Source organism: Allofournierella sp. CML151 (genome assembly GCF_027853465.1).
Lineage (GTDB): Bacteria > Bacillota > Clostridia > Oscillospirales > Ruminococcaceae > Allofournierella.
Window position 1 is genome coordinate 14724 of the sequence record NZ_JAPNNW010000003.1, and the last position, 26431, is coordinate 41154.

23 protein-coding genes and 3 tRNA genes are annotated in these 26431 nt (G+C 62.2%); 16 read left to right on the forward strand and 10 right to left on the reverse strand.

Features of this window, described 5'->3' with window-relative positions; all coding sequences use genetic code 11:
* Positions 1–147 precede the first annotated feature (147 nt).
* The 9 genes from PH256_RS02990 to galT all read left to right on the forward strand — a co-directional run bounded on the left by PH256_RS02990 (position 148) and on the right by galT (position 12285).
* The gene (locus PH256_RS02990; protein ID WP_435890082.1) at positions 148–1650 is read left to right on the forward strand and encodes a sugar ABC transporter ATP-binding protein; all 1503 of its coding nucleotides are present in this window, start codon (positions 148–150) and stop codon (positions 1648–1650) included.
* Between the two features lie 17 nt (positions 1651–1667).
* A complete protein-coding gene (locus PH256_RS02995) occupies positions 1668–2726 on the forward strand; it encodes a galactose/methyl galactoside ABC transporter permease MglC (RefSeq protein WP_087184050.1) in 1059 nt (352 codons plus the stop codon).
* 179 nt (positions 2727–2905) lie between these two features.
* The gene (locus PH256_RS03000) at positions 2906–4504 is read left to right on the forward strand and encodes a response regulator (protein WP_270912925.1); all 1599 of its coding nucleotides are present in this window, start codon (positions 2906–2908) and stop codon (positions 4502–4504) included.
* Positions 4505–4528: 24 nt separating this feature from the next.
* Positions 4529–6343, forward strand: coding sequence for a sensor histidine kinase (locus PH256_RS03005; RefSeq protein WP_270912926.1), 1815 nt, complete (start codon positions 4529–4531; stop codon positions 6341–6343).
* Positions 6340–7266, forward strand: a complete 927-nt coding sequence (locus PH256_RS03010) for a sugar ABC transporter substrate-binding protein (protein WP_270912927.1) — start codon at positions 6340–6342, stop codon at positions 7264–7266. The genes PH256_RS03005 and PH256_RS03010 overlap by 4 nt, the downstream gene beginning before the upstream one ends.
* Positions 7223–8296, forward strand: coding sequence for a galactose ABC transporter substrate-binding protein (locus PH256_RS03015; protein WP_270912928.1), 1074 nt, complete (start codon positions 7223–7225; stop codon positions 8294–8296). The genes PH256_RS03010 and PH256_RS03015 overlap by 44 nt, the downstream gene beginning before the upstream one ends.
* 130 nt (positions 8297–8426) lie before the next feature.
* The gene (locus tag PH256_RS03020; protein ID WP_087184055.1) at positions 8427–9437 is read left to right on the forward strand and encodes an aldose epimerase family protein; all 1011 of its coding nucleotides are present in this window, start codon (positions 8427–8429) and stop codon (positions 9435–9437) included.
* A gap of 30 nt (positions 9438–9467) precedes the next feature.
* Positions 9468–10781, forward strand: a complete 1314-nt coding sequence (locus tag PH256_RS03025) for a galactokinase (protein ID WP_270912929.1) — start codon at positions 9468–9470, stop codon at positions 10779–10781.
* 7 nt (positions 10782–10788) lie between these two features.
* Complete coding sequence (gene galT, locus PH256_RS03030; RefSeq protein ID WP_270912930.1) at positions 10789–12285, forward strand: UDP-glucose--hexose-1-phosphate uridylyltransferase; 1497 nt, start codon at positions 10789–10791, stop codon at positions 12283–12285.
* Positions 12286–12376: 91 nt separating this feature from the next.
* Here galT and PH256_RS03035 read toward each other — a convergent pair whose 3' ends face one another.
* Both PH256_RS03035 and PH256_RS03040 read right to left on the reverse strand, forming a co-directional pair.
* Positions 12377–12667 (reverse strand): chorismate mutase, encoded by a 291-nt coding sequence (locus tag PH256_RS03035; protein ID WP_087184058.1) that lies wholly within the window; start codon positions 12665–12667, stop codon positions 12377–12379.
* Between the two features lie 5 nt (positions 12668–12672).
* Positions 12673–13698: a threonine aldolase family protein gene (locus PH256_RS03040; protein ID WP_270912931.1), complete on the reverse strand. Its 1026-nt coding sequence runs from the start codon at positions 13696–13698 to the stop codon at positions 12673–12675.
* A gap of 198 nt (positions 13699–13896) precedes the next feature.
* Here PH256_RS03040 and proB point away from each other — a divergent pair, with 198 nt between their 5' ends.
* The 3 genes from proB to PH256_RS03055 are packed head-to-tail and all read left to right on the forward strand — an operon-like array spanning position 13897 to position 16854.
* Positions 13897–14670, forward strand: coding sequence for a glutamate 5-kinase (gene proB / locus PH256_RS03045; RefSeq protein WP_087184060.1), 774 nt, complete (start codon positions 13897–13899; stop codon positions 14668–14670).
* A 3-nt stretch (positions 14671–14673) separates the two neighbouring features.
* Positions 14674–15930 carry a glutamate-5-semialdehyde dehydrogenase gene (locus PH256_RS03050; protein ID WP_270912932.1) on the forward strand — a complete coding sequence of 419 codons (1257 nt, stop codon included), beginning with the start codon at positions 14674–14676 and terminating at the stop codon, positions 15928–15930.
* Positions 15931–15960: 30 nt separating this feature from the next.
* Positions 15961–16854, forward strand: coding sequence for a hypothetical protein (locus PH256_RS03055; protein WP_087184062.1), 894 nt, complete (start codon positions 15961–15963; stop codon positions 16852–16854).
* 82 nt (positions 16855–16936) lie between these two features.
* Here the strand turns inward: PH256_RS03055 and PH256_RS03060 are convergent, their stop codons facing one another.
* The 7 genes from PH256_RS03060 to PH256_RS03090 all read right to left on the reverse strand — a co-directional run bounded on the left by PH256_RS03060 (position 16937) and on the right by PH256_RS03090 (position 23375).
* Positions 16937–17713, reverse strand: a complete 777-nt coding sequence (locus tag PH256_RS03060; protein ID WP_270912933.1) for an HAD-IIA family hydrolase — start codon at positions 17711–17713, stop codon at positions 16937–16939.
* 224 nt (positions 17714–17937) lie between these two features.
* Positions 17938–18162, reverse strand: a complete 225-nt coding sequence (locus PH256_RS03065) for a methylenetetrahydrofolate dehydrogenase (protein ID WP_270912934.1) — start codon at positions 18160–18162, stop codon at positions 17938–17940.
* 29 nt (positions 18163–18191) lie between these two features.
* The gene (locus PH256_RS03070) at positions 18192–18983 is read right to left on the reverse strand and encodes a TatD family hydrolase (RefSeq protein WP_270912935.1); all 792 of its coding nucleotides are present in this window, start codon (positions 18981–18983) and stop codon (positions 18192–18194) included.
* Between the two features lie 10 nt (positions 18984–18993).
* Positions 18994–20991 (reverse strand): methionine--tRNA ligase, encoded by a 1998-nt coding sequence (gene metG, locus PH256_RS03075; protein ID WP_270912936.1) that lies wholly within the window; start codon positions 20989–20991, stop codon positions 18994–18996.
* A gap of 83 nt (positions 20992–21074) precedes the next feature.
* Positions 21075–21695 (reverse strand): sugar O-acetyltransferase, encoded by a 621-nt coding sequence (locus PH256_RS03080; protein WP_270912937.1) that lies wholly within the window; start codon positions 21693–21695, stop codon positions 21075–21077.
* Between the two features lie 67 nt (positions 21696–21762).
* Positions 21763–22473 (reverse strand): aspartate/glutamate racemase family protein, encoded by a 711-nt coding sequence (locus PH256_RS03085; protein WP_087184065.1) that lies wholly within the window; start codon positions 22471–22473, stop codon positions 21763–21765.
* 713 nt (positions 22474–23186) lie between these two features.
* Entirely contained in the window at positions 23187–23375 is a 189-nt protein-coding gene (locus PH256_RS03090) for a hypothetical protein (RefSeq protein ID WP_270912938.1), read from the reverse strand.
* A 628-nt stretch (positions 23376–24003) separates the two neighbouring features.
* Here PH256_RS03090 and PH256_RS03095 point away from each other — a divergent pair.
* The 3 genes from PH256_RS03095 to PH256_RS03105 all read left to right on the forward strand — a co-directional run bounded on the left by PH256_RS03095 (position 24004) and on the right by PH256_RS03105 (position 24240).
* Positions 24004–24078 (forward strand) — tRNA-Glu (locus tag PH256_RS03095).
* A gap of 5 nt (positions 24079–24083) precedes the next feature.
* Positions 24084–24159: transfer RNA gene (locus tag PH256_RS03100), tRNA-Lys, on the forward strand.
* A 5-nt stretch (positions 24160–24164) separates the two neighbouring features.
* Positions 24165–24240, forward strand: a tRNA-Asn gene (locus PH256_RS03105).
* Between the two features lie 648 nt (positions 24241–24888).
* Here PH256_RS03105 and PH256_RS03110 read toward each other — a convergent pair.
* A complete protein-coding gene (locus PH256_RS03110) occupies positions 24889–25767 on the reverse strand; it encodes a GGDEF domain-containing protein (protein ID WP_270912939.1) in 879 nt (292 codons plus the stop codon).
* A gap of 163 nt (positions 25768–25930) precedes the next feature.
* Here PH256_RS03110 and PH256_RS03115 point away from each other — a divergent pair, with 163 nt between their 5' ends.
* Positions 25931–26296: a helix-turn-helix transcriptional regulator gene (locus tag PH256_RS03115; RefSeq protein ID WP_087184067.1), complete on the forward strand. Its 366-nt coding sequence runs from the start codon at positions 25931–25933 to the stop codon at positions 26294–26296.
* Positions 26297–26431: the final 135 nt, after the last annotated feature.

Below are 26431 nucleotides of genomic sequence, written 5' to 3' on the forward strand. Positions count from 1 at the left end.
CCCGACCCTTTGTGCCTGAAACCTAACCGGCAAGGCGGGGCTGCCAGGCGGCAGCCCCGCTTCGCCCTGACAAAAACCACCGCTTCGGGCGCGGCCCGGCGGCGGGCTGCGGCCGAAACGGTGGTTTGCGACCGCGAGAGGAGGAAAATTATGGACAAGCCGGCCCTGCTGGAGATGCGCGGCATCTGCAAGGAATTCCCCGGCGTAAAGGCGCTGGACAACGTGGACCTGACGGTCCGCCCCGGCACCGTACATGCCCTGATGGGTGAGAACGGCGCGGGCAAATCCACCCTGATGAAATGCCTGTTCGGCATCTATCACCGGGACGCGGGCACCATCAAGCTGGATGGCAAGGAAGTGGACTTCAAGAGCTCCAAGGACGCGCTGGAAAACGGCGTGGCCATGGTGCATCAGGAGCTGAACCAGGCTCTGACCCGCAGCGTGCAGGATAACCTGTGGCTGGGCCGCTACCCCAAGGTGGCGGGCATCATGGTGAGCGAGAGCATCATGGCCAAGGAGACCAAAAAGATCTTCGATACCCTGGAGGTTACGGTCAACCCCAAGGCCATCATGTCCACCCTGCCGGTTTCCCAGCGGCAGATGGTGGAGATCGCCAAGGCGGTTTCCTACAACTCCAAGATCATCGTGTTCGACGAGCCCACCTCTTCGCTGACCGAGACGGAAGTGGAGCATCTGTTCCGCATCATCAACATGCTGCGGGACAAGGGCTGCGGCATCATCTACATCTCCCATAAGATGGAGGAGATCCTGCGCATCAGCGACGACGTGACCATCATGCGGGATGGTCAGTGGGTGGCAACCCGCCCCGCCAAGGAGCTGACCATGGATGAGATCATCCGCCTGATGGTGGGCCGTGAGCTGACCAACCGCTTCCCCGAGAAGACCAACAAGCCCGGCGACGTGATTCTGGACGTGCAGCACATCGCGGGCAAATACACTCGCCTGAAGGACGCCACCTTCCAGCTGCGCAAGGGCGAGATTCTGGGCATCGCCGGCCTGGACGGCTCCGGCCGCACCGAGGTGCTGGAGAACCTGTTCGGCGCCATGACCCGTGAGGGCGGCACCATCACCCTGCACGGCAAGCCCATCCGCAACCGCAACCCCAAGGAGGCCATCAAAAACGGCTTCGCGCTGCTCACCGAGGAGCGGCGGGCCACCGGTATCTTCGGCATCCGGGACATCAAGGAAAACACCGTGATTTCCAGCCTGAAGGATTATCTTGTGGGCGGCGTTTACTTAAACGATAAGAAGATGAAGGACAACACCGACTGGGCCATTCAGGCAATGCACATCAAAACGCCCAGCCAGCACACCCAGATCCGCTCGCTGTCCGGCGGCAACCAGCAAAAGGTCATTCTGGGCCGGTGGCTGCTCACCAAGCCCGAGATTCTTCTGCTGGACGAGCCCACCCGCGGCATCGATGTGGGCGCGAAATACGAGATCTACCAGCTGATCATCGACCTGGCCAACGAGGGCAAGGGCGTGATTATGGTCTCGTCGGAAATGCCCGAGCTTCTGGGCGTGTGCGACCGGATTCTGGTTATGTCCGGCGGGCAGGTGGCCGGTGAGGTGGACGCCCGCACCACCACTCAGGAAGAGATCCTGACCCTGGCCGCCAAGTATGTGTAAAGAGGAGGAACCGACCCATGAGTAATTCCACCAAGGAACTTGCGCTGAAAACCAAGTCCATCACCCCCAAGCAGGTGGGCAACGCGCTTTTGAACAACGCCCTCATCATCATCATGCTGCTGGTGGCCGCATACGTGGCCGTGACCCAGCCTTCCTTCCTGGCTCCCAACTCGCTGATCAACCTGCTGTCTCTGACGGCGGCTTATCTGCCCGTTGCGCTGGGCATCGCCGGATGCATCGTGCTCACCGGTACCGACCTGTCCGCCGGCCGTGCGGTAGGTATCACCGCCTGTGTGGCGGCCTCCCTGCTGCAGGCCACCGACGCGGCCAATAAGATGTGGCCGGGCATCGGCACCCTGCCCATCCCCCTGGTCATCCTGATCGTTGTGGCCATCGGTGCGGCCATCGGCGCCTTCAACGGCTTCTTCGTGGCCAAGTTCAAGCTGCATCCATTCATCGTTACCCTGGCTACTCAGCTGATCCTCTACACCATCCTGCTGCTCTACGTCCAGCAGGGCAACAACAAGGGCATGGCCATTTCCGGTCTGTCCGCCGAGTACCGCAACTTCGTTGTGGGCAACCCCCCGATTCTGAGCTTCGGCAGCATCCAGATCCCCAACTACGTGATCTACGCGGTGCTGCTCACCATCCTCATGTGGTTCATCTGGAACAAGACCACCTTCGGCAAGAACATGTTCGCTCTGGGCGCCAACGAAGAGGCTGCCCGCGTTTCCGGCGTAAACGTATTCGCCACCACCATCGCCGTATTCGCCCTGGCGGGCGCCATGTACGGCTGGGCCGGCTTTGTTGAGTCCGCCCGTATCGCTTCCAACACTGCCAACACCGGCGTGAACTACGAGCTGGACGCCATCGCGGCCTGCGTCATCGGCGGCGTATCCTTCGTAGGCGGCATCGGTAAGATCAGCGGCATCGTGATCGGTGTTATCATGCTGCGCCTGATCTTCGTGGCTCTGCCGCTGGTGGGCATGGACCAGAACCTGCAGTACGCCATCAAGGGCGGCATCATCCTGTTCGCCTGCGCGCTGGATATGCGGAAATATCTGGTCAAGAAATAATCCTTTTGTGCACACACCGCCGGGCCGCTCCGACCCGGCAGGAAAGGGGCGGCTGTCCGGTAAAACGGGCGGCCGCTCCTTTTCTGTTTGCGGCGGAATTGCGGTCTAAATCCGGCCCAAATCCTGACAAATATGATATACTGTTCTAAGAAAGAGAAATGACCTCTGGAGGAAAGAAAATGGATGGATACCGCATCCTTTTGGTGGATGACGAGGAAGAACTGCGGGCGGGCATCCGCCGCCGCATCGACTGGGCAGCCCTGGGCTTTGTGCTGGCCGGGGAGGCCGCCAACGGCCAGGACGCACTGGAGTTGGCCGAGCAGCTGCGGCCGGACGTGGTGCTCACCGACATCAAGATGCCCTTTATGGACGGGCTCACCCTCTGCCGCTGTCTGAAGCAGCAGCTGCCCGCGGTGCGGCTGGTGATCTTTTCCGGCTTTGACGAGTTCGATTATGCCCGGCAGGCCATCGGCATGAATGTGTTCGAATACCTGCTCAAGCCCATCACCTCGGCGGAGCTGAGCGACGTGCTGGTGCGCCTGAAGCGGGATATGGACGAGGAGCGGGTGCGCCGCCAGGATATGGAAAAGCTGCGCCGCAGCTACGAGGAAAACCTGCCGGTGCTGCGCGGCCAGTTCTATACCCGGCTGCTGGGCGGCCAGCTCAAGCCCGGCCAGATCATGGAACGGGCCGCCCGCTATGAGATTGAGCTGTCCGGCAAGAGCTGGGTGGCGGCGCGGGTACACGGCAGCAACCTGGGCGACGACCCGGACGAGCTGATCCTGCTGTCGCTGCAGAATTTCTTTGCCGAGAACACCGAGCTGCCCGGCTGTCAGCTGCACTGGTGCTTGTACGACGATGACCTGGCGGTGATCGCCGCCTTCGAGGGCGAGGCCGCGGTGTATGACCTGCTGCGGGAGCTGGAGCGGGTGCGTGCTTTGGCCGAGACGCTGCTGGGTCTGCGGCTCACCGTGGGCGCGGGCCTGGCGGTGGAGACCCCGGGCCAGCTGGCCGGGTCCATTCAGGGGGCCAAAAGCGCGCTGGACTACCGGTCCATTCTGGGGCCGGGGCGCACGTTGTACATCGGGGACCTGGAGCCCCGGGGCGCGGCGGCACTGCCCTTCGACGCGGCGGCCGAACGCCAGCTGGTGAACGCGGTGAAGCTGGGCACCCCGGAAAAGGTGCGCCGGTTCACCCAGGGCTGGCTGAGCCAGGCAAAGAGCGACAGCTCCATGAGCCAGATGCAGTGCTTTTTCCTGGAGCTGGTGGCCTGCCTGATGCGGCTGGCCCGGGAGGCGGAGATCCCCCAGGAGGAGGTGTTCGGCCCGGGCTTCACCGGCGCGGTGCGCATCTCGGATTTCAGCGGCCCGGAGCAGCTGGGCAGCTGGGTGGAGGAGCGCTGTCTGCACCTGCAGGAGCTGCTGCGCCGCCAGCGCAGCTATGCTGCCGCCCGCACGGTGGACAAGGCGCGGGAATTCATTGCCGAGAACTTTTCCAACAGCGACCTCTCGGTGGAGATGCTCTGCGACCATCTGCATCTTTCCCCGGCCTATTTCTCCACCATGTTCAAGCGGGAGACCGGCATGAGCTTCACCGCCTATGTGACCAAGGTGCGCATGGAGGCCGCCGCCGAGCGGCTGCGCACCAGTGAGGAAAAAACCTATCTGATCGCCGAACAGACCGGCTACCTGGACCCGAACTATTTCAGCTACGTGTTCAAGCGGTACTTCGGCACCAGCCCCTCCAAATACCGGGCCGAGAGCCAGCAGGGGCAGTAATCCAAACGAAAAGGGGGGCAGCCTATGCTGCTGCGGGCGCTTCGGGAGCTTCGGGGCCGGTTCTCCCGCTCCTACGAACGAATGAGCATCCAGCGGGTGATCTCGCTCACCTTCACGGCGGTGGCGGTGGCGGGCGCGCTGTTCATCGGCCTGTCGCTCACACTGCGGTATTCGGCGGTGAACCAGAAGATGCAGGCCCAGGCCAGCCAGCAGGTGCTGGCCCAGGTGAACCTCTCGCTGGACAACCACCTGCGCCGGATTATGCGGGTGTCGGACACAGTATACTACCGGCTTTTGAAAAACGCCGACCTGGCCGAGGGCCTTCCCACCCAGAGCCTGTCGCTGCTGTATGAGGAAAACCGGGACTCTCTGGTTTCCATCGCGGTGTTTGACTCCAAGGGCCAGCTGGTCACGGCGGCCCCGCTTTCCGAGCTGAAGACCAGTGCCGACCCGGCGGGGCAGGGCTGGTTTTCCACCGCGCTGGGCCAGATCGAGAACGTACACTTTTCCACCCCCCACGTGCAGAATCTGTTCCAGACGGCGGATGGCAGCTACCATTGGGTGATCTCGCTGAGCCGCCAGGTGGAGCTGACCCGGGGCGGCGCCAGCGAGAGCGGCGTGCTGCTGGTGGACATGAGCTTTTCCGGAGTGGAGCAGATCTGCCGCAACGCCAGCATCGGCATGGACGGCTATCTTTATATTGTGGACGCAAACGGCGAATTGATCTATCACCCCCGCCAGCAGCTGATCTACGCGGGCCTTGATCAGGAGAACAACCTGGAGGCCGCCTCCCTCAGCGACGGCACCCACTGGGAGAACTTCCAGGGCCAGCGGCGGCAGGTGACGGTGAAAACCGTGGGCTATACTGGCTGGAAGCTGGTGGGCGTGACCCCGGTGCAGGGGCTGGCGGTGACCACCGCCCAATTTGTGCTGTTCGTGGCCTCGGTGCTGCTCTTCTCCATCTTTTTGCTGGTGTTTGTGAACGGGCGGCTCTCCGCCCACATCGCCGAGCCCATCCGCCGTCTGGAGCAGGCGGTGCGGCAGACTGGCCGGGGCGGCGAGATGCCCCAGGTGCCCGAGGAGGGCTGCTACGAGGTGCGCAGGCTGGAGCACTCCATCCGGTCCATGGTGTCCACCATGCGGCATCTGATGGATGACGTAATCCAGCAGGAGGAGGACAAGCGCCGCAGCGAGCTGGAGGTGCTGCAGTCCCAGATCAACCCGCACTTCCTTTACAATACGCTGGACTCGGTGATCTGGCTCACCGAGAGCGGCCGCTACGAGGATTCCATCCGCATGGTCACGGCGCTGGGGCGGCTGTTCCGCATCTCGCTGAGCCGGGGCAAGCGGGTCATTCCGCTGGAAAGCGAGCTGGACCACGCGGGCTACTATATGACCATCCAGCGCATCCGCTACAAGAACAAATTCACCTTTGAGATCATTCGGGAGACCGACACCGCCGGCCTTTACTGTCTGAAGCTCATCATCCAGCCCCTTCTGGAAAATGCCATCTACCACGGCATGGCCGCCGAGGACGACGACGGCCGCATCACCGTGCGCCTCTGGCGGGAAGGGGAGGACATCTACATTGACGTGACCGACAACGGCCTGGGCATGCCGCCGGAGGTGGCGGCCAGCCTGCTGGACGAGAGCCGCCCCCTGCCTGCCAAGGGCTCGGGCATCGGGGTGCGCAACGTGCACCGGCGCATCCAGCTGGCCTACGGGCCCCAGTACGGGCTGGAATTCCACAGTGAGCCGGATGAGGGCACCACCGCCCGCATCCACCTTCCGGTGCTCACCCAGCCGGAGGAGGGCACAGGGAAGGAGGCAGGGCGATGAAGCAGAAAGGATACCGGGCCTGGCAGATGATTGTGCTGGGCCTGCTGGCTGCTGCCATGGTGGTGAGCCTGATGATTCCCGAGTCGCTGCTCACCCCGCCCGGCCCCAAACGGGTGGAAATTTCCATCCTGCTGCGCCAGGGCGACAGCGCGGTCTGGTCCACCGCCCGGCAGGGCATGGAGCAGGCCGCCGAGGACCTGGGGGCCGAGCTGCGGTTTCTGACCCTGGAGGCCGAGGGCAGCGGCAGCAGCCAGGTGGAGCTGCTGCGCCGCCAGGCGGAAATGGACGTGGACGCGGCGGTGGTCATCCCGGCGGACTGCGCCGCTCTGGAACAGCTGCTGGAGGACTGGCAGGGCCTGCCGGTGGTCACGCTGGAATCTCAGGTGGAAGGCGCCCGGGCCTTTGTGGGCACCGACGGCGAGGCGGTGGGCCGGATGCTGGCCCAGCAGGTGGCCGGGAGCTGCCCGACCTCCGGCCGGGTGCTGCTGGTGGATGCCTTCCCCGGCTGCGCGGGCCCGTCCCGGCGGCTGGAGAGCGCGAAAACGGCGCTGGAAACGGCGGGCTTTGCCCCCGAGGTGTGCAGTGAGCTCACTGCCGAGGCGATGGAGGGCGCCGCTGCGGTGCTCTGCTTTGAGCCGGTGAGCCTGGAGCAGGCCGCCGCGCTGGCGGCCCAGTGCGAAGAGCGGCCGCTGGTGTACGGGGCGGGGGTGTCCGCCTCGGTGGTGGCCTCGCTGGAAACCGGCGGCATTGCGGCGGCAATCGCCTGGAGCGATTACGCGGCGGGCTACCTGGCGGTGAGCCAGGCGGCGGCAGCCGCCCGGGGCGAGCAGGCGGAAAGCCAGACCCTCCCCGTGACCCTGGTGAAGGAAGGAGAAACCTATGATAAGGATCATCAAAGGCTGCTCTACCCGGTCTTTTCGTAAAGGACTGAAGGCGCTGAGCCTGCTGCTGGCGGCGGCGCTGCTGGCAGCCTGCGGCAGCACCCGGGCGGCGGAGCCCCGCACCCTGCGGGTGGGCGTGGCGGTGTATCTGCAGTCCGACACCTTCATCAGCACACTGGTGAAGGAGCTGGAAAAGCTGGCCCAGGCCCGGGAAAGCACCGACGGCATGAAAATCAACCTGAACGTGGTGGACGGCCGGGGCTCCCAGCTCACTCAGACCGAGCAGATCGACCGGCTCATCGCTTTGGACTACGACGTGCTGTGCGTGAACATCGTGGACCGCACCAGCACCGCCCAGCTGATCGACAAGGCCAAGGAGGCGGACATCCCGGTGATCTTCTTCAACCGGGAGCCGGTGGCCGAGGACCTGCACCGCTGGGAAAAGGTATATTACGTGGGAGCCAAGGCGGAGGAATCCGGCGTGCTGCAGGGGCAGATTCTGCTGGACCGCTGGCTCAACGCCGACCCGCCGGTGGACAAAAACGGCGACGGGGTGATGCAATACGTGATGCTGGAGGGCGAGCCCGGCCATCAGGACGCCATGCTGCGCACCGAGTACGCGGTGCAGACCCTCACCGGCGCAGGCGTGACGGTGGAAAAGCTGGCGGGCGACACCGCCAACTGGGACCGCAGCCAGGCCGCCGCCCGGATGAGCAGCTGGCTGGAGCAGTTCGGCAGCTCCATCGAGGTGGTGATCTCCAACAACGACGATATGGCCCTGGGCGCCATCGACGCCTGCCAGGACCTGGGCCTCACCGAAGAGGAGATGCCGGTGGTGGTGGGCGTGGACGCCACCGCCCCGGCGCTGGAGGCGGTGCGCCAGGGGACCCTTTGCGGCACGGTGCGCAACGACGCGGCGGGCATTGCCGAGAGCATGCTGGACCTGGCTCTGGCGCTGGAAAACGGCGAGGACCCGGCGGCCAGCCTGGAGCTGACCGACGGCAAATACATCTGGCTGCCCTACCAGCGGGTGACCCTGCGGGAGCTGGAGGCGGGCCGCGCCGGGGTTTGAACGATTCGCCCATAGTATGGAATTTTGTATCTTATTTTCAAAAGGATATAGGAATCGCAAAAAGAATTCGTTATAATTTAAGCAAGAAAACGGGTTCGTGAAAATATTGCAAAGAAAGGACTTTTGTTGCATGAAAATCTCGACAAGGCCCTTCGGTCTGACCCGGAGCGGCGAGGAAGTGTACTGCATCCGCCTGGAGCACGACAGCGGCATTGTGGCGGAAGTTCTGAGCTACGGGGCCACGCTGCGGGCTCTGTGGGTCCCCACCGCCTCCGGCCCGGTGCAGGTGTGCGCCGGTTATGAGACCCTGGAGGAGTACGAGGCGGGCACCTGCTACCTGGGAGCCGTGGTGGGCCGGTGCGCGGGCCGCATCGACGGCGGCCGCTTCACTCTGAACGGTGTGGAGTACCAGCTGCCCTGCAATCAGAACGGCAACCACCTGCACGGCGGTGTGGAGGGCTTCGACCGCAAGGTCTGGAATGTGCAGATGCTGCCCAGAAACCGGGGCGTGCGGTTTTTCCGCCGGTCCGAAGCCGGGGAGGAGGGCTACCCCGGCGCGGTGGAGGTGAGCGCCACCTATCTGTTTGAGGAGGACGGCGCGCTGACCCTGCGGCTGGACGCGCTGGCCGAGGACGACACCATCCTGTCCATGACCCATCACGGCTACTGGAACCTGGCAGGGGAGGGCAGCGTGGGCGGCCACTTGTTCACCACCCCAGCGGACCGGTTTGCCGCCATCCGGCCGGACGGCGTGCCCACCGGCGAGCTGATCCCGGTGGAGGGCACCCCCTTCGATTTCACCCGGCCTGCCACGCTGGAAAGCCGCTGGGATCAGGACCATCCCCAGCTGGCGGCGGGCAGCGGCTTTGACCACACCTTCCTGGCTCCGGGCAAGGGACTGCGGCCGGTGTGCCGCCTGGAATGCCCCGAAAACGGCCTGAGTCTGGAGGTAAGCGCCACGCTGCCGGGCATCCATCTGTACACCGGCAACTTTCTGGAGCCGGTTCGCCGCGGCGCGGCCGCGCTGGAGGCCCAGTTTATTCCGAATGCGCCCAACCTCCATCAGTTCCCCTCGGTGGAACTGCCCAAGGGCAAGCGCTGGGAACATCAGATCCAATACCGCTTCGGCTGCCAGGCCTGAGCGGTTTGAACACCACAGGAGGAAGATACAATGCAGAACATGGAAAACTTTTTGCAGGCAGTGCGCGGGGGCGAATACGACGAGAGCCTGCGCCGGTTGTATGTATTCCACGACACAAGCGAGGAGCTGGAAGCAGCCCGCGCCAAGGTGTGCCATGTGATCGAGGGCTTTGAGCAGGCCTTCCCCGGCGTGGACTGCACCGGCGCCGCAGTGTTCAGCGGCCCGGGCCGCACCGAGATCGGCGGCAACCACACCGACCACCAGCACGGCTGCGTGCTGTGCGGCAGCGTGAACATGGACATCCTGGCCTGCGCGGTGCCCACCGGCGACAATTTCGTAAAGGTAATCAGCGAGGGCTATCCCGCTCTGACCATCGACCTGAACGACCTGGCCATCCACACGGACGAGACCAACACCTCCGCTGCCCTGATCCGCGGCGTGGCCCATGGCGTGACCAAAGAGGGCTTTGCCCCCAAAGGCTTCTGCGCCTATGTGACCAGCACCGTGCCCGGCGGCTCCGGCCTGTCCAGCTCGGCGGCCTATGAAATTCTGCTGGGCAACATCTTCAACCGCTTCTGCTGCGAAGGCAAGCTGGATGCGGTGAAGCTGGCCCAGATCGGCCAGTACGCCGAGCGGGAGTACTTCGGCAAGCCCTGCGGCCTGATGGACCAGGCAGCCAGCTCCATCGGCGGCGTGGTGGCCATCGACTTCAACGACCCCAGCCAGCCGGTGATCCGCAAGGTGGATTACGATCTGGCCCGCTCCGGCTACCAGCTGTGCATCATCGACACCCGCTCCTGCCATGCGGACCTGACCGACGACTACGCCGCCATCACCCGCGAGATGGGTGCGGTGGCTGCCTTCTTCGGCAAGCAGGTGCTGCGCCAGGTGGACGAGGCCGAGTTCTACGCCGCCATCCCCGCGGTGCGGGAGAAGGCAGGCGACCGTGCGGTGCTGCGTGCCATGCATTTCTTCGACGAGAATCGCCGCGCCCAGGCCCAGGCAAAGGCTCTGGACGAGGGCGACATGGAGGGCTTCCTGGCCCTGGTACGCGAGTCCGGCCGGTCCTCGGCGGAGCTGCTGCAGAACATCTGGTCGGTGGCGGAGCCCGCCCAGCAGGCGGTGACCCTGTCCCTGGCGCTGGCCGAGAAGGCCCTGGGCGGCCGCGGCGCGGTGCGTGTGCACGGCGGCGGCTTTGCGGGCACCATTCAGGCCTTTGTGCCCCAGGAAAAGCTGGAGAGCTTTGTGAACACGATGGAAGCGGTGCTGGGCAAGGGCGCATGCCACCCGGTATCGGTGCGGCCGGAGGGCGGCTGCATGGTTATGAGCAGCGAGAAGGAGTGAGCGAAGGATGACGGTGGAACAGGCCATTGCCAGCCTGGTGGAGTATGGGCTGGAAAAACAACTGATTGAGCCTTGTGAAGCGATTTGGGCGACCAACGGACTGTTGGCCACCCTGCGGCTGGACACTCTGGAGCCGGCCGAGCCGGTGAAGGGCGTGCCTTTGGCGGAGATTCTGGGCGTTCTTCTGGACGACGCGGCCAGCCGCGGCGTGATCGACGGCGAGTCCATCACCCAGCGGGATATTCTGGACACCGCCCTGATGGCGGTGCTCACCCCCCGTCCCAGCCAGGTGATCCGCACCTTCGAGGAGAAGTATGCGGCAAGCCCGGCTGCAGCCACCGACTGGTACTATCAGTTCTCGCAGGACACCAACTACATCCGCACCGACCGGATCGCCAAGGACCTGCACTGGACCACCGACACCGAATACGGCGCGCTGGACATCACCATCAACCTGTCCAAGCCGGAAAAGGACCCCAAGGCCATCGCGCTGGCCAAGACCATGCCCCAGAGCGGCTACCCCAAGTGCCAGCTCTGCGCCGAGAATGAGGGCTATGCGGGCCGGATGGACCACCCCGCCCGGGGCAACCACCGGATGATCCCCATGACCGTCTGCGGCGAAAAGTGGATGCTGCAGTATTCCCCCTATGTGTACTACAACGAGCACTGCATCGTGCTGAACGCGGCCCATGTGCCCATGAAGATCGACCGCAGCTGCTTCGATAAGCTGCTGGACATCGTGACCCGGTTCCCCCACTACTTTGTGGGCTCCAACGCGGACCTGCCCATCGTGGGCGGCTCCATTCTGTCCCACGAGCACTTCCAGGGCGGGCGCTGCCTGTTCCCCATGGAGGCCGCTCCCGTGGAGCAGGAGGTCACCTTCCCCGGCTTTGAGGACGTGAAGACCGGCATCGTGAAGTGGCCCATGTCCGTGCTGCGTCTCACCGGCCCGGATAAGGACCGCATTGCCCAGCTGGCTGAGAAGATTCTGGCCGCCTGGCGCGGCTACACCGACGAGTCGGCCTTCGTCTTTGCCGAGACCGACGGCGTGCCCCACAACACCATCACCCCCATCGCCCGCCGCCGCGGCGCGGACTACGAGATGGATCTGGTGCTGCGCAACAACATCACCACTGAGGAGTGCCCCCTGGGCGTGTTCCATCCCCACACCGAGCTCCATCACATCAAGAAGGAGAACATCGGCCTGATCGAGGTGATGGGCCGGGCGGTGCTGCCCGCCCGCCTGAAGGAGGAGCTGGCCCTGGTGGCCGAGATGCTGGAAAGCGGCGCAGACCTGACTGCCGACGAGCGCACCGCAAAGCACGCCGAATGGGCCGAGGACATCCGCCGCCGCCACGGCGCCTTCGCCAAGGGCGAGGCCTGGCCGGTGGTGCAGAAGGAGACCGGCCTGGTCTTCTCCCAGGTGCTGGAGCATGCGGGCGTCTTCAAACGGGACGAAGCGGGCCGCGCGGCCTTCCTGCGGTTTGTGGCCAGCCTGGCATAACCTGCTTTCTCCGTAACATTCTTTCATATCCCTGAAAAACGCCGGACCCCGTTTTGCAACGAGGTCCGGCGTTTTGCTTTTTATTGAAAATTTATTTGTCCGCCTTGCTGCGGTCGATGATCTCCTGCTGCATGGCGCGGGAAACCGCCATCACCGCCCGGAAAAAATCCCCGGTGTAGCCCTGCATGGCCTCGGGGGCGCGGGCAGCGGCCCGGTCGATCACGGCCTGCTCCCGCTCGGGCTGCAGCACCTGCATGCCCCGCTCCAGCTTGTAGCGGGCCACCTGCTCCACAATCTCCATCCGCTGCAAAAACAAAGCGGTGAGCTGGCTGTCCACCTCATCAATGCGGCCGCGCAGCTCGTTCAGATCCAGCTGTTCCATGCGTTTCACTCCTTTGCGTTTGCCAAAGCGGAGAGGAAGGCCTCCACCGCCTCCAGCTTGGTGGCCCAGCTGGTTACCAGGCGGATCTCGGTGTGCTCTGCGTCCGGCTTGGAGGTGACCTCCCAGTGGAAATCGTCCTTCAGCTGGTCCAGCACCCGGTTGGGCAGGATGGGGAACTGCTGGTTGGAGGGGCTGTCCGACCCGAAGGCATAGCCCAGGGCGGAAATGCCCTCCTTCAGCTTCATGGCAAGGCCGTTGGCGTGCTCGCCCACCTCAAAATACAGCCCGTCGCGGAACAGCTCCTCAAACTGGATGCCCAGCAGCCAGCCCTTGGCCAGCATGCCGCCGTGCTGCTTGATGATGTAGCGGAAGTCCGGCTTGAGGGCCGGGTTCAGGATGCACACCGCCTCGCCGAACAGCGCGCCGTTCTTGGTGCCGCCGATGTAGAAGGCGTCGCACAGGCGGCCCAGATCGGTCAGGGAAGCGCCGCCCGCGGCCAGCGCGCTGGAAAGACGGGCGCCGTCCAGATACAGATACAGGCCCAGCTCATCGCACACGGCCCGCAGGGCCTCCAGCTCGGCGGTGGTGTATACGCCGCCCACCTCGGTGGTGTTGCTCACGTAGACCAGCTTGGGCTTGACCATATGCTCGTCCGGATGGGCGGCCACCGCGGCGCGCACTGCGTCTGGGGTCAGCTTGCCGCCCTCGGCGGCGGGCATGGCGATGCACTTGTGGCCGGTGGCCTCGATGGCGCCGGTCTCGTGCACGCAGATGTGGCCGCTGGCGGCGGCGATGGCTGCCTCATGGGGCCGCAGGAAGGCGCACAGGCAGGTGGCATTGGTCTGGGTGCCGCCCACCAGAATGTGCACGTCCGCGTCCGGGCGGCCGATGGCGGCGCGGATCAGCTCATGGGCATGCTTGGAATGGGGGTCGGTGGAATAGCCGAAGTTGCCCTCTAGGTTGGTGCGGACCATGGCGTCCAGAATACGGGGGTGAGCACCCTCGCTGTAATCATTGGTAAAACGATACATCTTTGCAAACCTCACTTTTATAGCGGTATTACACTGCCGCTGGAATGGAATAAAGCTGCATAAAGCTAATTCCTATGATACCATTTTTTCACAGAATGTCCACCGCCTGTCGTTTGTTTTTGGGGCGGCTTTATGGTATACTCTATTTTGTATAAGTATGTTACGGCAGTGCTGTGCGCTGCGCAAAGGAGAAACACAATGAAAGCAGTAGTCAAGGTGGGTACCTCTACGCTGGCCCATTCCACCGGCCGGCTGAACATCCGCCACATCGAGGAGCTGTGCAAGGTGCTCAGCGATCTGAAAAACGCCGGGCACGAAATCATCCTGGTGTCCAGCGGAGCCATCGGTATGGGCGTGGGCAAGCTGAGCCTGCCCGGCCGCCCGGCGGATATGCCCACCAAGCAGGCCGCGGCCTCGGTGGGCCAGTGCGAGCTGATGTATACCTACGACAAGCTGTTCACCGAATACAACCACACCGTGGGTCAGATCCTCATCACCGGCGAGGATGTGGAGCACCCGGAGCGCAGCGTGAACCTGAAAAACACTCTGAGCCGTCTGCTGGAGCTGGGCGCGCTGCCCATCGTGAACGAGAACGACACCGTGTCCACCACCGAGATCGCCCTGGGCGACAACGACACCCTGGCGGCCATCCTGGCCCGCAGCGTGAAGGCGGACCTGCTGGTGCTGCTCAGCGATATCGACGGCCTGTTCAACGCCGACCCCCACAAGGACCCGAACGCAAAGCTGCTGAGCGTGGTGGAGGAAATCACCCCTGAAATCGATGCTCTGGGCGGCGGCAAGGGCTCCAGCCTGGGCACCGGCGGCATGGCCACCAAGCTGCGGGCGGCCCACATCGCCACCGAAGCCGGGCTGGACATGGTCATCGCCAACGGCGCAGCTCCGGCGGTGCTGTATGACATCTTTGAGGGCGCCCCGGTGGGCACCCGGTTCCTTGCCCGGAAGGAGGCATAATCAATGACCACGCTGGAGATCGTCCGCGCCGCGCGCGGGGCGAAAAACGCGCTGATGCTGGCTTCGGCCCAGCAGAAGAACCAGGCCCTGCTGGCCATGGCCGATGCGCTGGAGGACCAGTGCGCCGCCATTCTGAAGGCCAACGAGGCAGACCTGGAAAACGCCCGGGGCACCGTGCCGGACGTGATGCTGGACCGGCTGCGCCTGAGCGAAGAGCGGGTGGCGGGCATGGCCCGGGGCATCCGGGAAGCGGCCGCCCTGCCGGACCCGGTGGGCCGGACCCTCAGCGAGGAGACCCGCCCCAATGGCCTGGTGCTGCAAAAGGTCACCGTTCCCATGGGCGTGATTGCCATCATCTACGAAAGCCGGCCCAATGTGACCAGTGACGCGGCGGCCCTCGCCCTCAAGAGCGGCAGCGCCTGCGTGCTGCGGGGAGGCAAGGAGGCTTTCCGGTCCAACAACGCCATTGTGGAGGCGCTGCGGGCGGGCCTGCGGTCCGTCGGACTGCCCGCCGAGCTGGTGAGCCTGGTGCAGGACACCAGCCGCGCCAGCGCCACCGAGCTGATGAAGGCCTCCGGCCTTGTGGACCTGCTGATTCCCCGGGGCGGCGCGGGCCTGATCCGGGCCTGTGTGGAAAACGCCACCGTGCCCTGCATCCAGACCGGCACCGGTATCTGCCACATCTATGTGGACAAGGCCGCCGACCTGGACATGGCTTTGAATATTGTGGAGAACGCCAAGACCAGCCGACCCTCGGTGTGCAACGCCGCCGAGGTCTGCCTGGTGCACAAGGACATTGCCCCCGCGTTTCTGCCCCGGCTGCGCCAGCGGCTGGTGGATGAGCGGCAGGCAAAGGGCCTGGAGCCGGTGGAGCTTCGTCTGGACGAAACCGCCGCAGCGCTCATTCCCGGCACTCCGGCGGGCGAGGCGGACTTCGACACCGAGTTTCTGGCCTACACCCTGGCGGTGGCAGTGGTGGAGGATGTGCAGGCGGCCATCCGCCACATCGAGGCCCATTCCACCGGCCACAGTGAGTCCATCGTGACCGGCGACGCGGCCGCTGCGGCCGCCTTCACCGCAGGGGTGGACAGCGCGGCCGTGTATGTGAACGCATCCACCCGCTTCACCGACGGCGGCGAGTTCGGCCTGGGCTGCGAGATGGGAATCTCCACCCAGAAGCTGCACGCCCGCGGCCCCATGGGCCTGGCCGAGCTGGTGAGCTACAAGTACATCATCCGGGGAAACGGGCAGATCCGCTAACCGCCCGCACCCAAAGGAAGGAGAGCGATTATGGCAAATTCCATTACCAAAGAAGAACACGAGCGCAACAAACGCCGCCGGTTCCGGCAACTGCTGGGAGCGGTGCTCTGCCTGCTGATTCTGATCGGCGCGTTCAACGTACTGGCAGCGGCGGTGAGCGGCGTTGCCGCCCTGTTCGACGATACCGACAAAAAGCTGGAGTACGAGCAGCGGCTGCAGACCCTTGTGATGTTTGACCCGCTGCCCTTCGCCAGCCTGGACCAGATGGACGATTCCACCGCCGCCCTGGTGAAGGAAAGCGCAATCTGGTCGGCGCTGTACACCGCCCAGCAGAGCAGCACCGGGCTGGACAACTACGAGCGCGACCCGGACACCGATGCCCTGATCATGCCCGCGGTGGATGTGGACGCGGCAGTGGCTGCCCTCTACGGCCCGGACTTCAAGATCGAGCACGGCAGCTTTGACGGCGTGGATATGAGCTACATCTACCTGGAGGACCAGCAGGGCTACCTGATCCCGGTCACCAGCCAGATGGGCCTGTACACCCCCAAGGTGGAGCAGCTGAAAAAGCAGGACGGCAAGCTGCGGGTCACCGTGGGCTATGTGCCCACCCCGGCGCTGAGCGGCGACTACAGCATGTCCACCCCCAGCGAACCCACCAAGTATATGGACTATATCTTTGAAAAGAACGGCCGCACCTGGTACCTCACCGCGCTGGAAACCAGCGAGATGAAGGTGACTGCCAGCAGCACCTCCACCTCTCAGCCCGCCGAGGATGCGGTGGCGCCTGACTTTGATCCCACCAGCGCCATCGCCGGCAACGCGGACAGCGCGCTGCTGGAGGGCGGCGACAGCCAGCAGGCAGACTCCTCTGCGGATTCCGCCGCCACCGACGAGAACGGCGAGACCACTGAAGAGGGCTGAGCCTCCACATCATAATAAGAAAGAAAAACCCCGCATGGATTGAGAAAAGCCATGCGGGGTTTTTGTTATGCTTGTGCGGGGCTTACAGGGTGGGAATGTCGCCCACACCGGAGAGGATCAGCCGGGGCCGGAAGGGGAACTGCTCAATGTCCTCCCGGCAGGTCACGCCGGAAAGTACCAGCGCGGTGTCCATGCCGGACTCGATGCCCGCGATCATGTCGGTGTCCATCCGGTCGCCGATGATTGCGGTATCCTCCGAGTGTACGCCCAGCAGCCGCAGGCCGGTGCGCATCATCAGGGGATTGGGCTTGCCCACAAAATAGGGGGTCTTGCCGGTGGCGGCCTGAATGGGAGCCACCAGGCTGCCGCAGGAGGGGATCACACCCTCCTCGGCCGGGTCTACCAGATCGCTGTTGGTGGCCACCAGCTTGGCGCCCCGGTTCACAAAGTTGATGGCCTTCACGATGTGCTCGTAGCCAAAGTTCTCGGTCTCGCCCACGATCACAAATTCCGGGTCCACGGTATTGATGGTGATGCCCGCGTCATAGAGGGCGTTCATCAGGCCATGGTCGCCGATCACATAGGCAGTGCCACCCGGGGACTGGCTCTTGATGAAGCTGGCGGTGGCCAGGGCGCTGGTGTAAAAATGGCTCTGGTCCACATCCAGGCCCATCCGGGCCAGCTTCTGCTGGTACTCTTTGGGCGAAAGCCCGCTGGAATTGGTCAGAAACAAAAAGTTCTTGTTCTCCCGGTAAAGCCAGTCCACGAATTCCTTCACGCCGGGCAAAAGCCGGTTGCCGTGATAGATCACACCGTCCATATCGCAGATAAAGCCTTTTTTGCTGCGCAGCTGTTCCAAAATCACATGCCTCCTGTGTGCTTGCCCGGCCCGGCAAGGGGGCAGCGGAATGCCGGCGGGCTTAATAACATGATTCGTATCTATTGTACTCTGGAATATCCCGAAGCGCCAGTGCCAGATCATAAAATGTTGTAAAATGTGCGGAAAATGCATGGCAGCTGCCCGGAAATGCATAAAAAATACCCCGGCTCCTTGCGGAGCCGGGGCGGGTAACGATGGAAAAATCAGCGCAGATCGATGGTGTAATCGAAGCCGTACTCAGCCTTCAGAGCATCCACCTTGTCCTGGCAGTCCTCGATGAAGGTGGGGGTGTAAACGCTCTTGCCCTCCTTCTTGTAGTCCTCCAGGATCTGGTTCAGCTTGCCCCAGGCCTCGTCCTGGCGGGCCTGATCCATATCCTCGGGGAAGGAGATCAAAAATTCGCGGTGCTTGGGAATACGAGCTTTCATAGTTGTAGTTCCTCCTGAAATCGTGTTGTTTATACGCCGAACAGCCGTTTGGCGTTTTCGGTGGTTGCAGCGAAGATCACATCCGGCGCAACGCCCCGGACTTCGGCCAGAAATTTGCCGGTGTGGGCGATCAGCCCGGAATCACAGCGCCTGCCCCGGCAGGGCTCCGGCGCCATGTAGGGGCAGTCGGTCTCCAGCAGAATGCGCTCCAGAGGCAGCGCGGCCGCGGCCTTCACCGCCCGCTTGGCCCCCTTGAAGGTGAGCGCCCCGCCGAAGCCGATGTACATGCCCTGCTGGGCCAGAATCAGCGCATCTTCGGCGCTGCCGGAAAAGCAGTGGACCACGCCCTTGGGCTTATACTGCTTCAAAAGGGCGTATACGTCCGCGTGGGCCTGCCGGTCGTGTACGATGATGGGCTTGTCCAGCTCCAGCGCCAGCTTCAGATGGGCCTCGAACAGGGCCAGCTGGGCTTCCTTGGGGATGGGCCAGTGATAGTCCAGCCCGCACTCGCCCACGGCCACCGCCTTGGGATGGTCGAAGAGGGGGCGAATGGCCGCAAGCTCCGCTGCCCAGTCGCCGCCGAAGCGGGTGTTGGTGGAGGCGTCCTCCTCGATGATGCTTTCCGGGTGGATGCCCAGTGCCGCGTACATATAGGGGTACTGCTCTGCCAGAGCCAGGCAGGCGCGGCTGGAGTCGTAATCGGTTCCGCAGTCCACCACGCCCACCACCCCACGGCCGGGCAGCTCGCCCAGCAGGGTGTGGCGGTCATCGTCGAATTGGTGGCTGGTGTAGTGTGCGTGGGTGTCAAAAATGGAGTACATGCGTTTCTCCTCAGTGGATGGCGCTGCCGGGCTTCACGTCGTCCGGGAAGAAGACCACGGAGGCGCCGCCGTCCGGCATATCCGCCGCCATGACCATGCCCTCGCTCACGTACTTGCCCTTCATCATGGGCCGAGGAGCCAGGTTCACCACAACGCCCACGTTGCGGCCGATCAGGTCCTCGGGCTTGTACCACTTGGCAATACCGGAGAGGATGGTCCGCTCCCGCTCGCCGTCGAACAGGGTCATCTTCAGCAGCTTTTTGCTCTCCTTCAGGTTCTCGCAGGTGAGCACCCTGGCCACGCGCAGCTCCACCTTGCAGAAGTCGTCGAAGGTGATTTCGGGCAGATGCTCGATGGGCTCGGCAGCCTCGTCCACAGCGGGGGCGGCGGCAGCGGCCGCCTTGGCGGCTTCCTCTTCCGCGGCCTTGCGCTTGGCCTCCTGCTCGGCAGCCAGCTCAGCCAGCTCCTTGGCAGCGTCGATGCGGGGGAACAGAGCCTCGCCCTTGTGTACGGTGTACTCGGTGCGGGCGCCGAAGGTGAGGGCGTCGAAGGTCAGCTCGCTCTCGGCAAGGCCCAGCTGCTCGGCCATCTTGCCGGTGGTGTTGGGCAGGAAGGGGGTCAGCAGAATGGCGCTCATGCGCAGGGACTCGCACAGGTTGTACAGCACCATGGCCAGACGGTCCTTGTTGGCCTCGTCCTTGGCCAGGGCCCAGGGAGCGGTCTCGTCGATGTACTTGTTGGCGCGCTGGATGGCCTTGAAGATTTCCTGAGTAGCCTGGGGAATCAGCAGGTCGTCCATGCAGGCGGTAACCTTGGCGGGCATGGCGTTCACGGTGTCCATCAGGTCCTGGTCAAAGTCGCCGGCCTGGCGCTGGGCGGGCAGGGTGCCGCCGAAGTATTTCTCGATCATGGCCACGGTGCGGCTGAGCAGGTTGCCCAGGTCGTTGGCCAGGTCGGAGTTGATGCGGCTGATCAGCGCCTCGTTGGAGAAGATGCCGTCGTTGCCGAAGGGAATCTCACGCAGCAGGAAGTAGCGGATGGCGTCCACGCCGTAGCGCTCGCACAGAACAACCGGGTCCACCACGTTGCCCTTGGACTTGCTCATCTTGCCGCCGTCCAGCAGCAGCCAGCCGTGGCCGAACACGCGGCCGGGCAGGGGCAGGTCCAGCGCCATCAGCATGGCGGGCCACAGAATGGTGTGGAAGCGCAGAATCTCCTTGCCCACCATGTGGATGGTGGCGGGCCAGAACTTGTCGTAGTCGGAGTACTTCTCGTTGCCGTAGCCCAGAGCGCTGATGTAGTTGCTCAGCGCGTCCACCCACACGTACATGGTGTGCTTGGTGTCGAAGGGAACGGGGATGCCCCAGGGTACAGTGGTGCGGGAAACGCAGGTGTCCTGCAGGCCCTGGTTGATGAAGGAGATCATCTCGTTCTTGCGGCTCTCGGGCTGGATGAACTGGGGGTTCTCCTCATACAGCTTCAGCAGGCGGTCGGCGTACTTGCTGGTCTTGAAGAAGTAAGCCTCCTCCTCCGCGTCGTATACCTCACGGCCGCAGTCGGGGCACTTGCCGTCCACCAGCTGGCTGTCGGTCCAGAAGCTCTCGCAGGGCTTGCAGTAGTGGCCCTTGTAGACGCTCTTGTAGATGTCGCCCTGGTCATACAGCTTCTGGAAGATCTTCTGGCAGCTCTCGATGTGGTAGTCATCGGTGGTGCGGATGAACCGGTCGTAGCTGATGTCCAGCAGCTTCCACAGGTCCTTCACGCCGCCTTTGCCCTCCACGATCTCGTCCACATACTGCTTGGGGGTCACGCCCTTGGCAGCGGCCTTGTCCTGGATCTTCTGGCCGTGCTCGTCGGTGCCGGTGAGGAACATGACGTCCTTGCCCTGCATCCGCTTGAAGCGGGCCAGCGCGTCACAGGCCACGGTGGTGTAGCTGTGGCCGATGTGCAGCTTGTCGCTGGGGTAGTAGATGGGGGTGGTAATGTAGTAGGTGTTGTTCTGGCTCATTTTCTTCTATCCTTTCATAACGGGGCCGCGAATGGAACGGTCCCGGAATTTACGGGCAATCCCGCCTGGGAGCGGTCTTGTCTTTATTCCTTTTCCCAACGGGAAAAATCAATGGCTTTGCCGTGGTCGTAGGTTTCCAGATCCTCCGGCTGGATGGGGCGGACCACCCGGCAGGGAGTGCCGTAGGCCACCACATTGGCGGGGATGTCCTGGTTCACCAGGCTGCCCGCGCCGATCACCGAGTTCTCCCCGATGGTCACGCCCGGCAGAATGGTGCTGCCCGCGCCGATCCACACATTGTTGCCGATGTGCACCGGCTTGTTGTACTGGGCGGCCTGACGACGCAGCCCCGGGTGGATGGGATGGGTGGCGGTGCAGATGGTCACGTTGGGGCCGATCATCACATGGTCGCCCAGGTAGATGTGGGTATCGTCCACCAGCGTCAGGTTGAAGTTGGCGTACACATACTTGCCCAGATGGGTGAAGCGGCCCCAGTTGGCGTTGAAGGGCGGCTCAAAGTAGCAGTGCTCGCCCACCTCGGCAAAGATGCGGGAGAACACGGCCTGCTGGCGCTCGGTGTCCCGGGGGTCCATCTGGTTGTACTGGCGAATCAGGGCCCGGCATTCCATCTGCGCCCGGAACAGCTCCGGGTCGTTGTTGTTGTAAAGCTGGCCGTTGTGCATGCAGGGGTTCAGTTCTGCCATAAAAGGGCGCTCCTTTCAGAAAAGGGAAGGGGCGGGCCGGTAGGACCGCCGGAAAGCAGGGCGGTATTTAAAAGCCGATGGGGGTCTTGCCGCAGGCCAGCAGAGTTTCCTCGGCCAGCACCTCGGTGCTGTCGATGAAAAAGCTGTCCAGCCCTTCGTCCCGCTTGATGAGTGAAAGCTCGGTGCAGCCCAGCACAGCCTTCTCGCAGCCGGCGGCCCGCAGCTCATCGGCGATTTCCATGAAGAGCTTCATGTCGGCCCGCTGGCCCTTTTTGATCTGGTCGTAGATGATGGTCATCAACTGGGTCTGGCGGGGCAGGGAAGGAATGGCAAAATCAATGCCCTCGGCCCGGCACATTCGCTGGTAGGTGCAGCTGCCCACGGTGCCGCTGGTGGCCAGGATGCCCAGCCGGGTGCAGCCCTGCGCCTTGGCATGCTGCACGGTCAGGCGCACCATGTTCAGAATGGGCACCGGCAGGCTGCGGGCCAGCCGGTCGTAGAAATAATGGGCGGTGTTGCAGGGAATGGCCAGAATGGTGGCCCCGTACTTCACCAGCATCTCCGCGTCCCGCTCCATCTGGGCGAAGGGATCGTCCTCGCTTTCGCCCAGGATATAGGCGGTGCGGTCCGGGGTGGAGGCCCGGCTGGAGATCACAATGTCCAGATGATCCTGATCGCACTGGGCAGGGGTGTGCTCGGTGAGCATCTGGTAAAAATACACAGTGCTCATGGGGCCGAGCCCACCCAAAATGCCCAAAACGGGATGTTCGTTCTGCATGGTCTGGTTCCACGCCCCTTTGCTCAGATTGGCAGGCGAAAAACCGGCGCCTGCAATTTCCTTATTATAGCACCTTTGCGCCCTTAATACAATTACAAGCCGCACGGCGCAGCAGGGGAAAGGCTTGGCAGAACACCACAAAAAAACCGCGGGATGCCGGACACGGCACCCCGCGGAAAGTCATTCAGTACATTGGTCTGCCCTCGATTTAGATGGATTTAAAACGCTTCATCAATACGACTTTCTCGTCATACATATCGATTCACGTTCCTTTGCCATATACCGGCAGGCTTTGTCGCTTCACATTGCCTGCATCCCTGGTGGTGGTCTACGGGCAAACATTCAGCACATTGGCGTTATCCTCATTTCGTACGATTTGATGAATTCAGATTTCAAAGCGCCTTGAAATGGTACGCGAAACATTGCTTAGTACATTGGACTCAAAGCCTCTTCTGGTTTGATTCGGATGAAAAGAAACATATCAAAAAAGGATTTCTACCGTTTATTGCTCTGGTTTGCTGGTGATCAAAGCCGTTTACTTGGATGGATTCGGTCGAATGCGTCTTGTGGTTCCGTTACTGTTGTTCGGCTTCCATGGCTTAAAAGAGGTTGCAGACAAGACCTAAACTCAACTTTTATTTCCTTGGTGCGAAGTGATTCAGAACACTCGCATCGCTCTTGCTCCATACCAGGCTGAATACCAATTCCTCACATCAAACGATGCTTTTACCGTTTTTGGTATGATCCATCAGGATCAAATCCACTTTCGGTTTTTTATAAAAAACTGCTTGTGGGCAGGGATGGGATCTACTCGCTATTTGAATCTTATTCCGAAAATCCAAAACCTTTTTGGTGGTCGCCTTTTGGTTTTTTGCTGTGACGGAAGGTTTCTTTTGAATCATTCACGTTCGATCTGCGGTTTTTTCCGATCCATCGATCTAAGAAATACCGGACCAATTGTTCCTCTGATCCATTTTGAATCCTGCGCTCCAGCTTGGCCTTTGGCATTCAAGAAATCATCTTGCTGTGAAAAAGTGATTTCGGGATTCAGCGGCAGGTCCCATCCTGCCAGATCTGGCCGGGTTCTTCAATTACCATGATGGTCCTGCTCTCCTTTCTTTCCTCGTTGCGGCTCTTCCTGTTATCCTTAACAGGTTGCCTAGAGTTTCTTGACCTTGGTTTTGTGTTCCTTGGTGTGTCTATAATATACCATACAAAAACCCCGGTGTATATTGACAAAGTAGATATACTTATGATGCATTATTTGTATAATTGTTGTATTGAAAAAGGCCGGGGCTTGGTGCTATAATAAAAATGTTGGAGTGTATGGCGGCGCTGGGGCAACCGGGCGCCGCCTTTGCTTTGCCCGGCGCGGCGGGGAAAGACGGCAGCCTTATAATGTATTTATATATAAAGGGCAGGAGTAGGGGCGAACGGCCCGAAAAAGAAAATCAAAAAACTTCAAAAAAGTTTTGAAAATGTGTTGACAAACCGTGAAACGGGCGGTATAATGATGAAGCTGTCAGATGTGGCCCGTTGGTCAAGCGGTCAAGACGGCGGCCTCTCACGCCGCAAACGGGAGTTCGATTCTCCCACGGGTCACCACATATGCACTTCTAGCTCAGTTGGTAGAGCAGCTGACTCTTAATCAGCGGGCCCAGGGTTCGAGTCCCTGGAAGTGCACCATTTGTTCCTCCTTAGCTCAGTCGGTAGAGCATGCGGCTGTTAACCGCAGGGTCGTTGGTTCGAGCCCAACAGGGGGAGCCAGAAAAAAGCGCATCGGGTAACCGGTGCGCTTTTTCTTTTGCAAAGCGATAACGACCCTGTGCGTTGACGGCCGCAAGAACCGGCGGGGTGAAGCAAAGCAGAACCGGCAGCACAAACAAACGGCGCGGGGCGGCTGTTAACTGCGCCGGAGCCGAGCGCGCCCGGTGGGCGATGCAGCGAGGCGGAGGTGGGCCCGGAAACAGAGCGATGTGCCGCGGGCCGGCGGCCCGTGGTGCAGCGCGACAATTTCCGGGCTCGGAATGGTCGTTGGTTCGAGCCGGCCAGGGGGAGCCGCGTCGGGCGGGGCTGCACTCTGCTCACCCCCTTCCGGCGTTGGCTGAAAGGGCGTTCGCACCGTTCCGCCCGCCCTCCTTTTCCCCACAAAATCCTGCAATGCAGCCTTTTGCGGGGGCCCTTTTTTTCGCATCGGGTAACCGGTGCGCTTTTTCTTTTGCAAAGCGACAAACGACCCTGTGCGTTAATAGACGCAAGAACCGGTGGGGTGAAGCAAAGCAGAACCGGCAGCACAAACAAATGGCGCGGGGCGGCTGTTAACTGCGCCGGAGCCGGGCAACGAAAAATAAAACAATCAAAGGAACGGCGTACCAGTCCAGCGAAAGACCGGTGCGCCGTTTCTTTTTGATTTTGCTATGCTTCCCGTTGCTGCATCTCGGAGGAAACGTAAAGCCGGAAGCCGTTTTTGCTGGCGCGCTTGCTCTGATACATTGCCTCGTCGGCGGCCTGGTGCAGTGCGGCATATTCCGGCTGCACCGGCGGTGAAAGAGCCACTCCGATGCTTGCCTTGACCGGGCCGTTCAGCTGGGGCAGGGGAATCCGCTCCAGATGGGTCAGGATCATCTTTGCCCGCCGGGCCATCAGGTCCGGGTCCAGCGGGCTTTCCAGAAACACCACAAACTCGTCGCCGCCTACCCGAGCCACAATATCGCCTGCACGGAACAGATGCTTCAGCACATCGCTCACCGCCACCAGTACCTGATCACCCACCGAGTGGCCCAGCGTGTCGTTGATCTGCTTGAAATCGTCCAGGTCGATCATGAACAGCACACCGCCGCCGTTCTGCTTCAGCTTCCGGGTGATCAGTTCCTCGGCGCTGCGGTTGTAGACGCCGGTGAGTAGGTCCATGTTGGCCCGGCGCAGCAGATCCTGCTCCCGGTCGAACCGCTCGGTAATGTCGGTGAGTTTGCCCACGATCTGCCCGCCGCGTCCGCTGACTCCTTCCAGCGCCTTGCAGCGGCATAAATAGACCCAGAGCTGCCCATCCTGCCCCAAAAAGGTCACCTCCGCCTTGACTACCGGTCCGCCGGGCCGAGCTGCCCGCAGCAGGCGTCGCAGCTTATCCGCGGCCTCCGGCAGAGTCCGGCCACCTGCGTCGCTGCGCAGGGGCAAACGGTCCGGCAGGCCCAGCACTGCGGGGGCTGCGGGCGTAAATTCCAAACGGGCGGAATCACAGTCGTATTCAAACAGAAGGGTATCACTGAATTCGTTCAAAACATGGTTCACATTCATACAACTTGTCTCCTGATGAAAAGAAAGAAGTTTTCCCTATTATACGGCACGGAATTCCCCAAAGCAAGAGAAAATATGAATTATTTAGTGTAATCTAAATACATTACACATCATTTATCGGAAAAGCCGCGCAGAATAAAATAATTGGTAAAGGTGATGTGTTATGCGAAAGACCCGAGAATGCAGCAATCTGAAAACCCTGGGAGCAGACATCAAGGCCGCACGGCTCGCGTTGCGGATGACCCGGCGCGCCCTGGCTGATCAGCTGGGGATCGATCCCCGTTACCTGGCCAACATCGAAAACAGCGGCAGCCTGCCCAGCCTGCCCATCTTTTACGAGCTGGTGCGCATCTGCAAGCTGCCGGCAGACCGGTATTTCTTCGAGCAGGAGGAGGGCCAGCCCAGTGAGCAGCGCCGCCGGGTCAGCCAGAAGCTCACTCTGTGCAGCGAGGAGTTCCTGCCGGTGGTGGAGGGGGCGCTGGACGGCGCGCTCAAGGTGCAGGAAGGCCGGGCCGAACAGGAAGATTGACCGTGCCGGAAAAACGCTCCCTGACCAGCAAAGCAGGATTGTCTTCAACTGGAAGACAATCCCGCCCTTTTTTTCGCAAAATTCCGCGCCGGAGGCCCTTTGCGTCTTGACGAAGCGGCCCCGCCGCTTTAATAT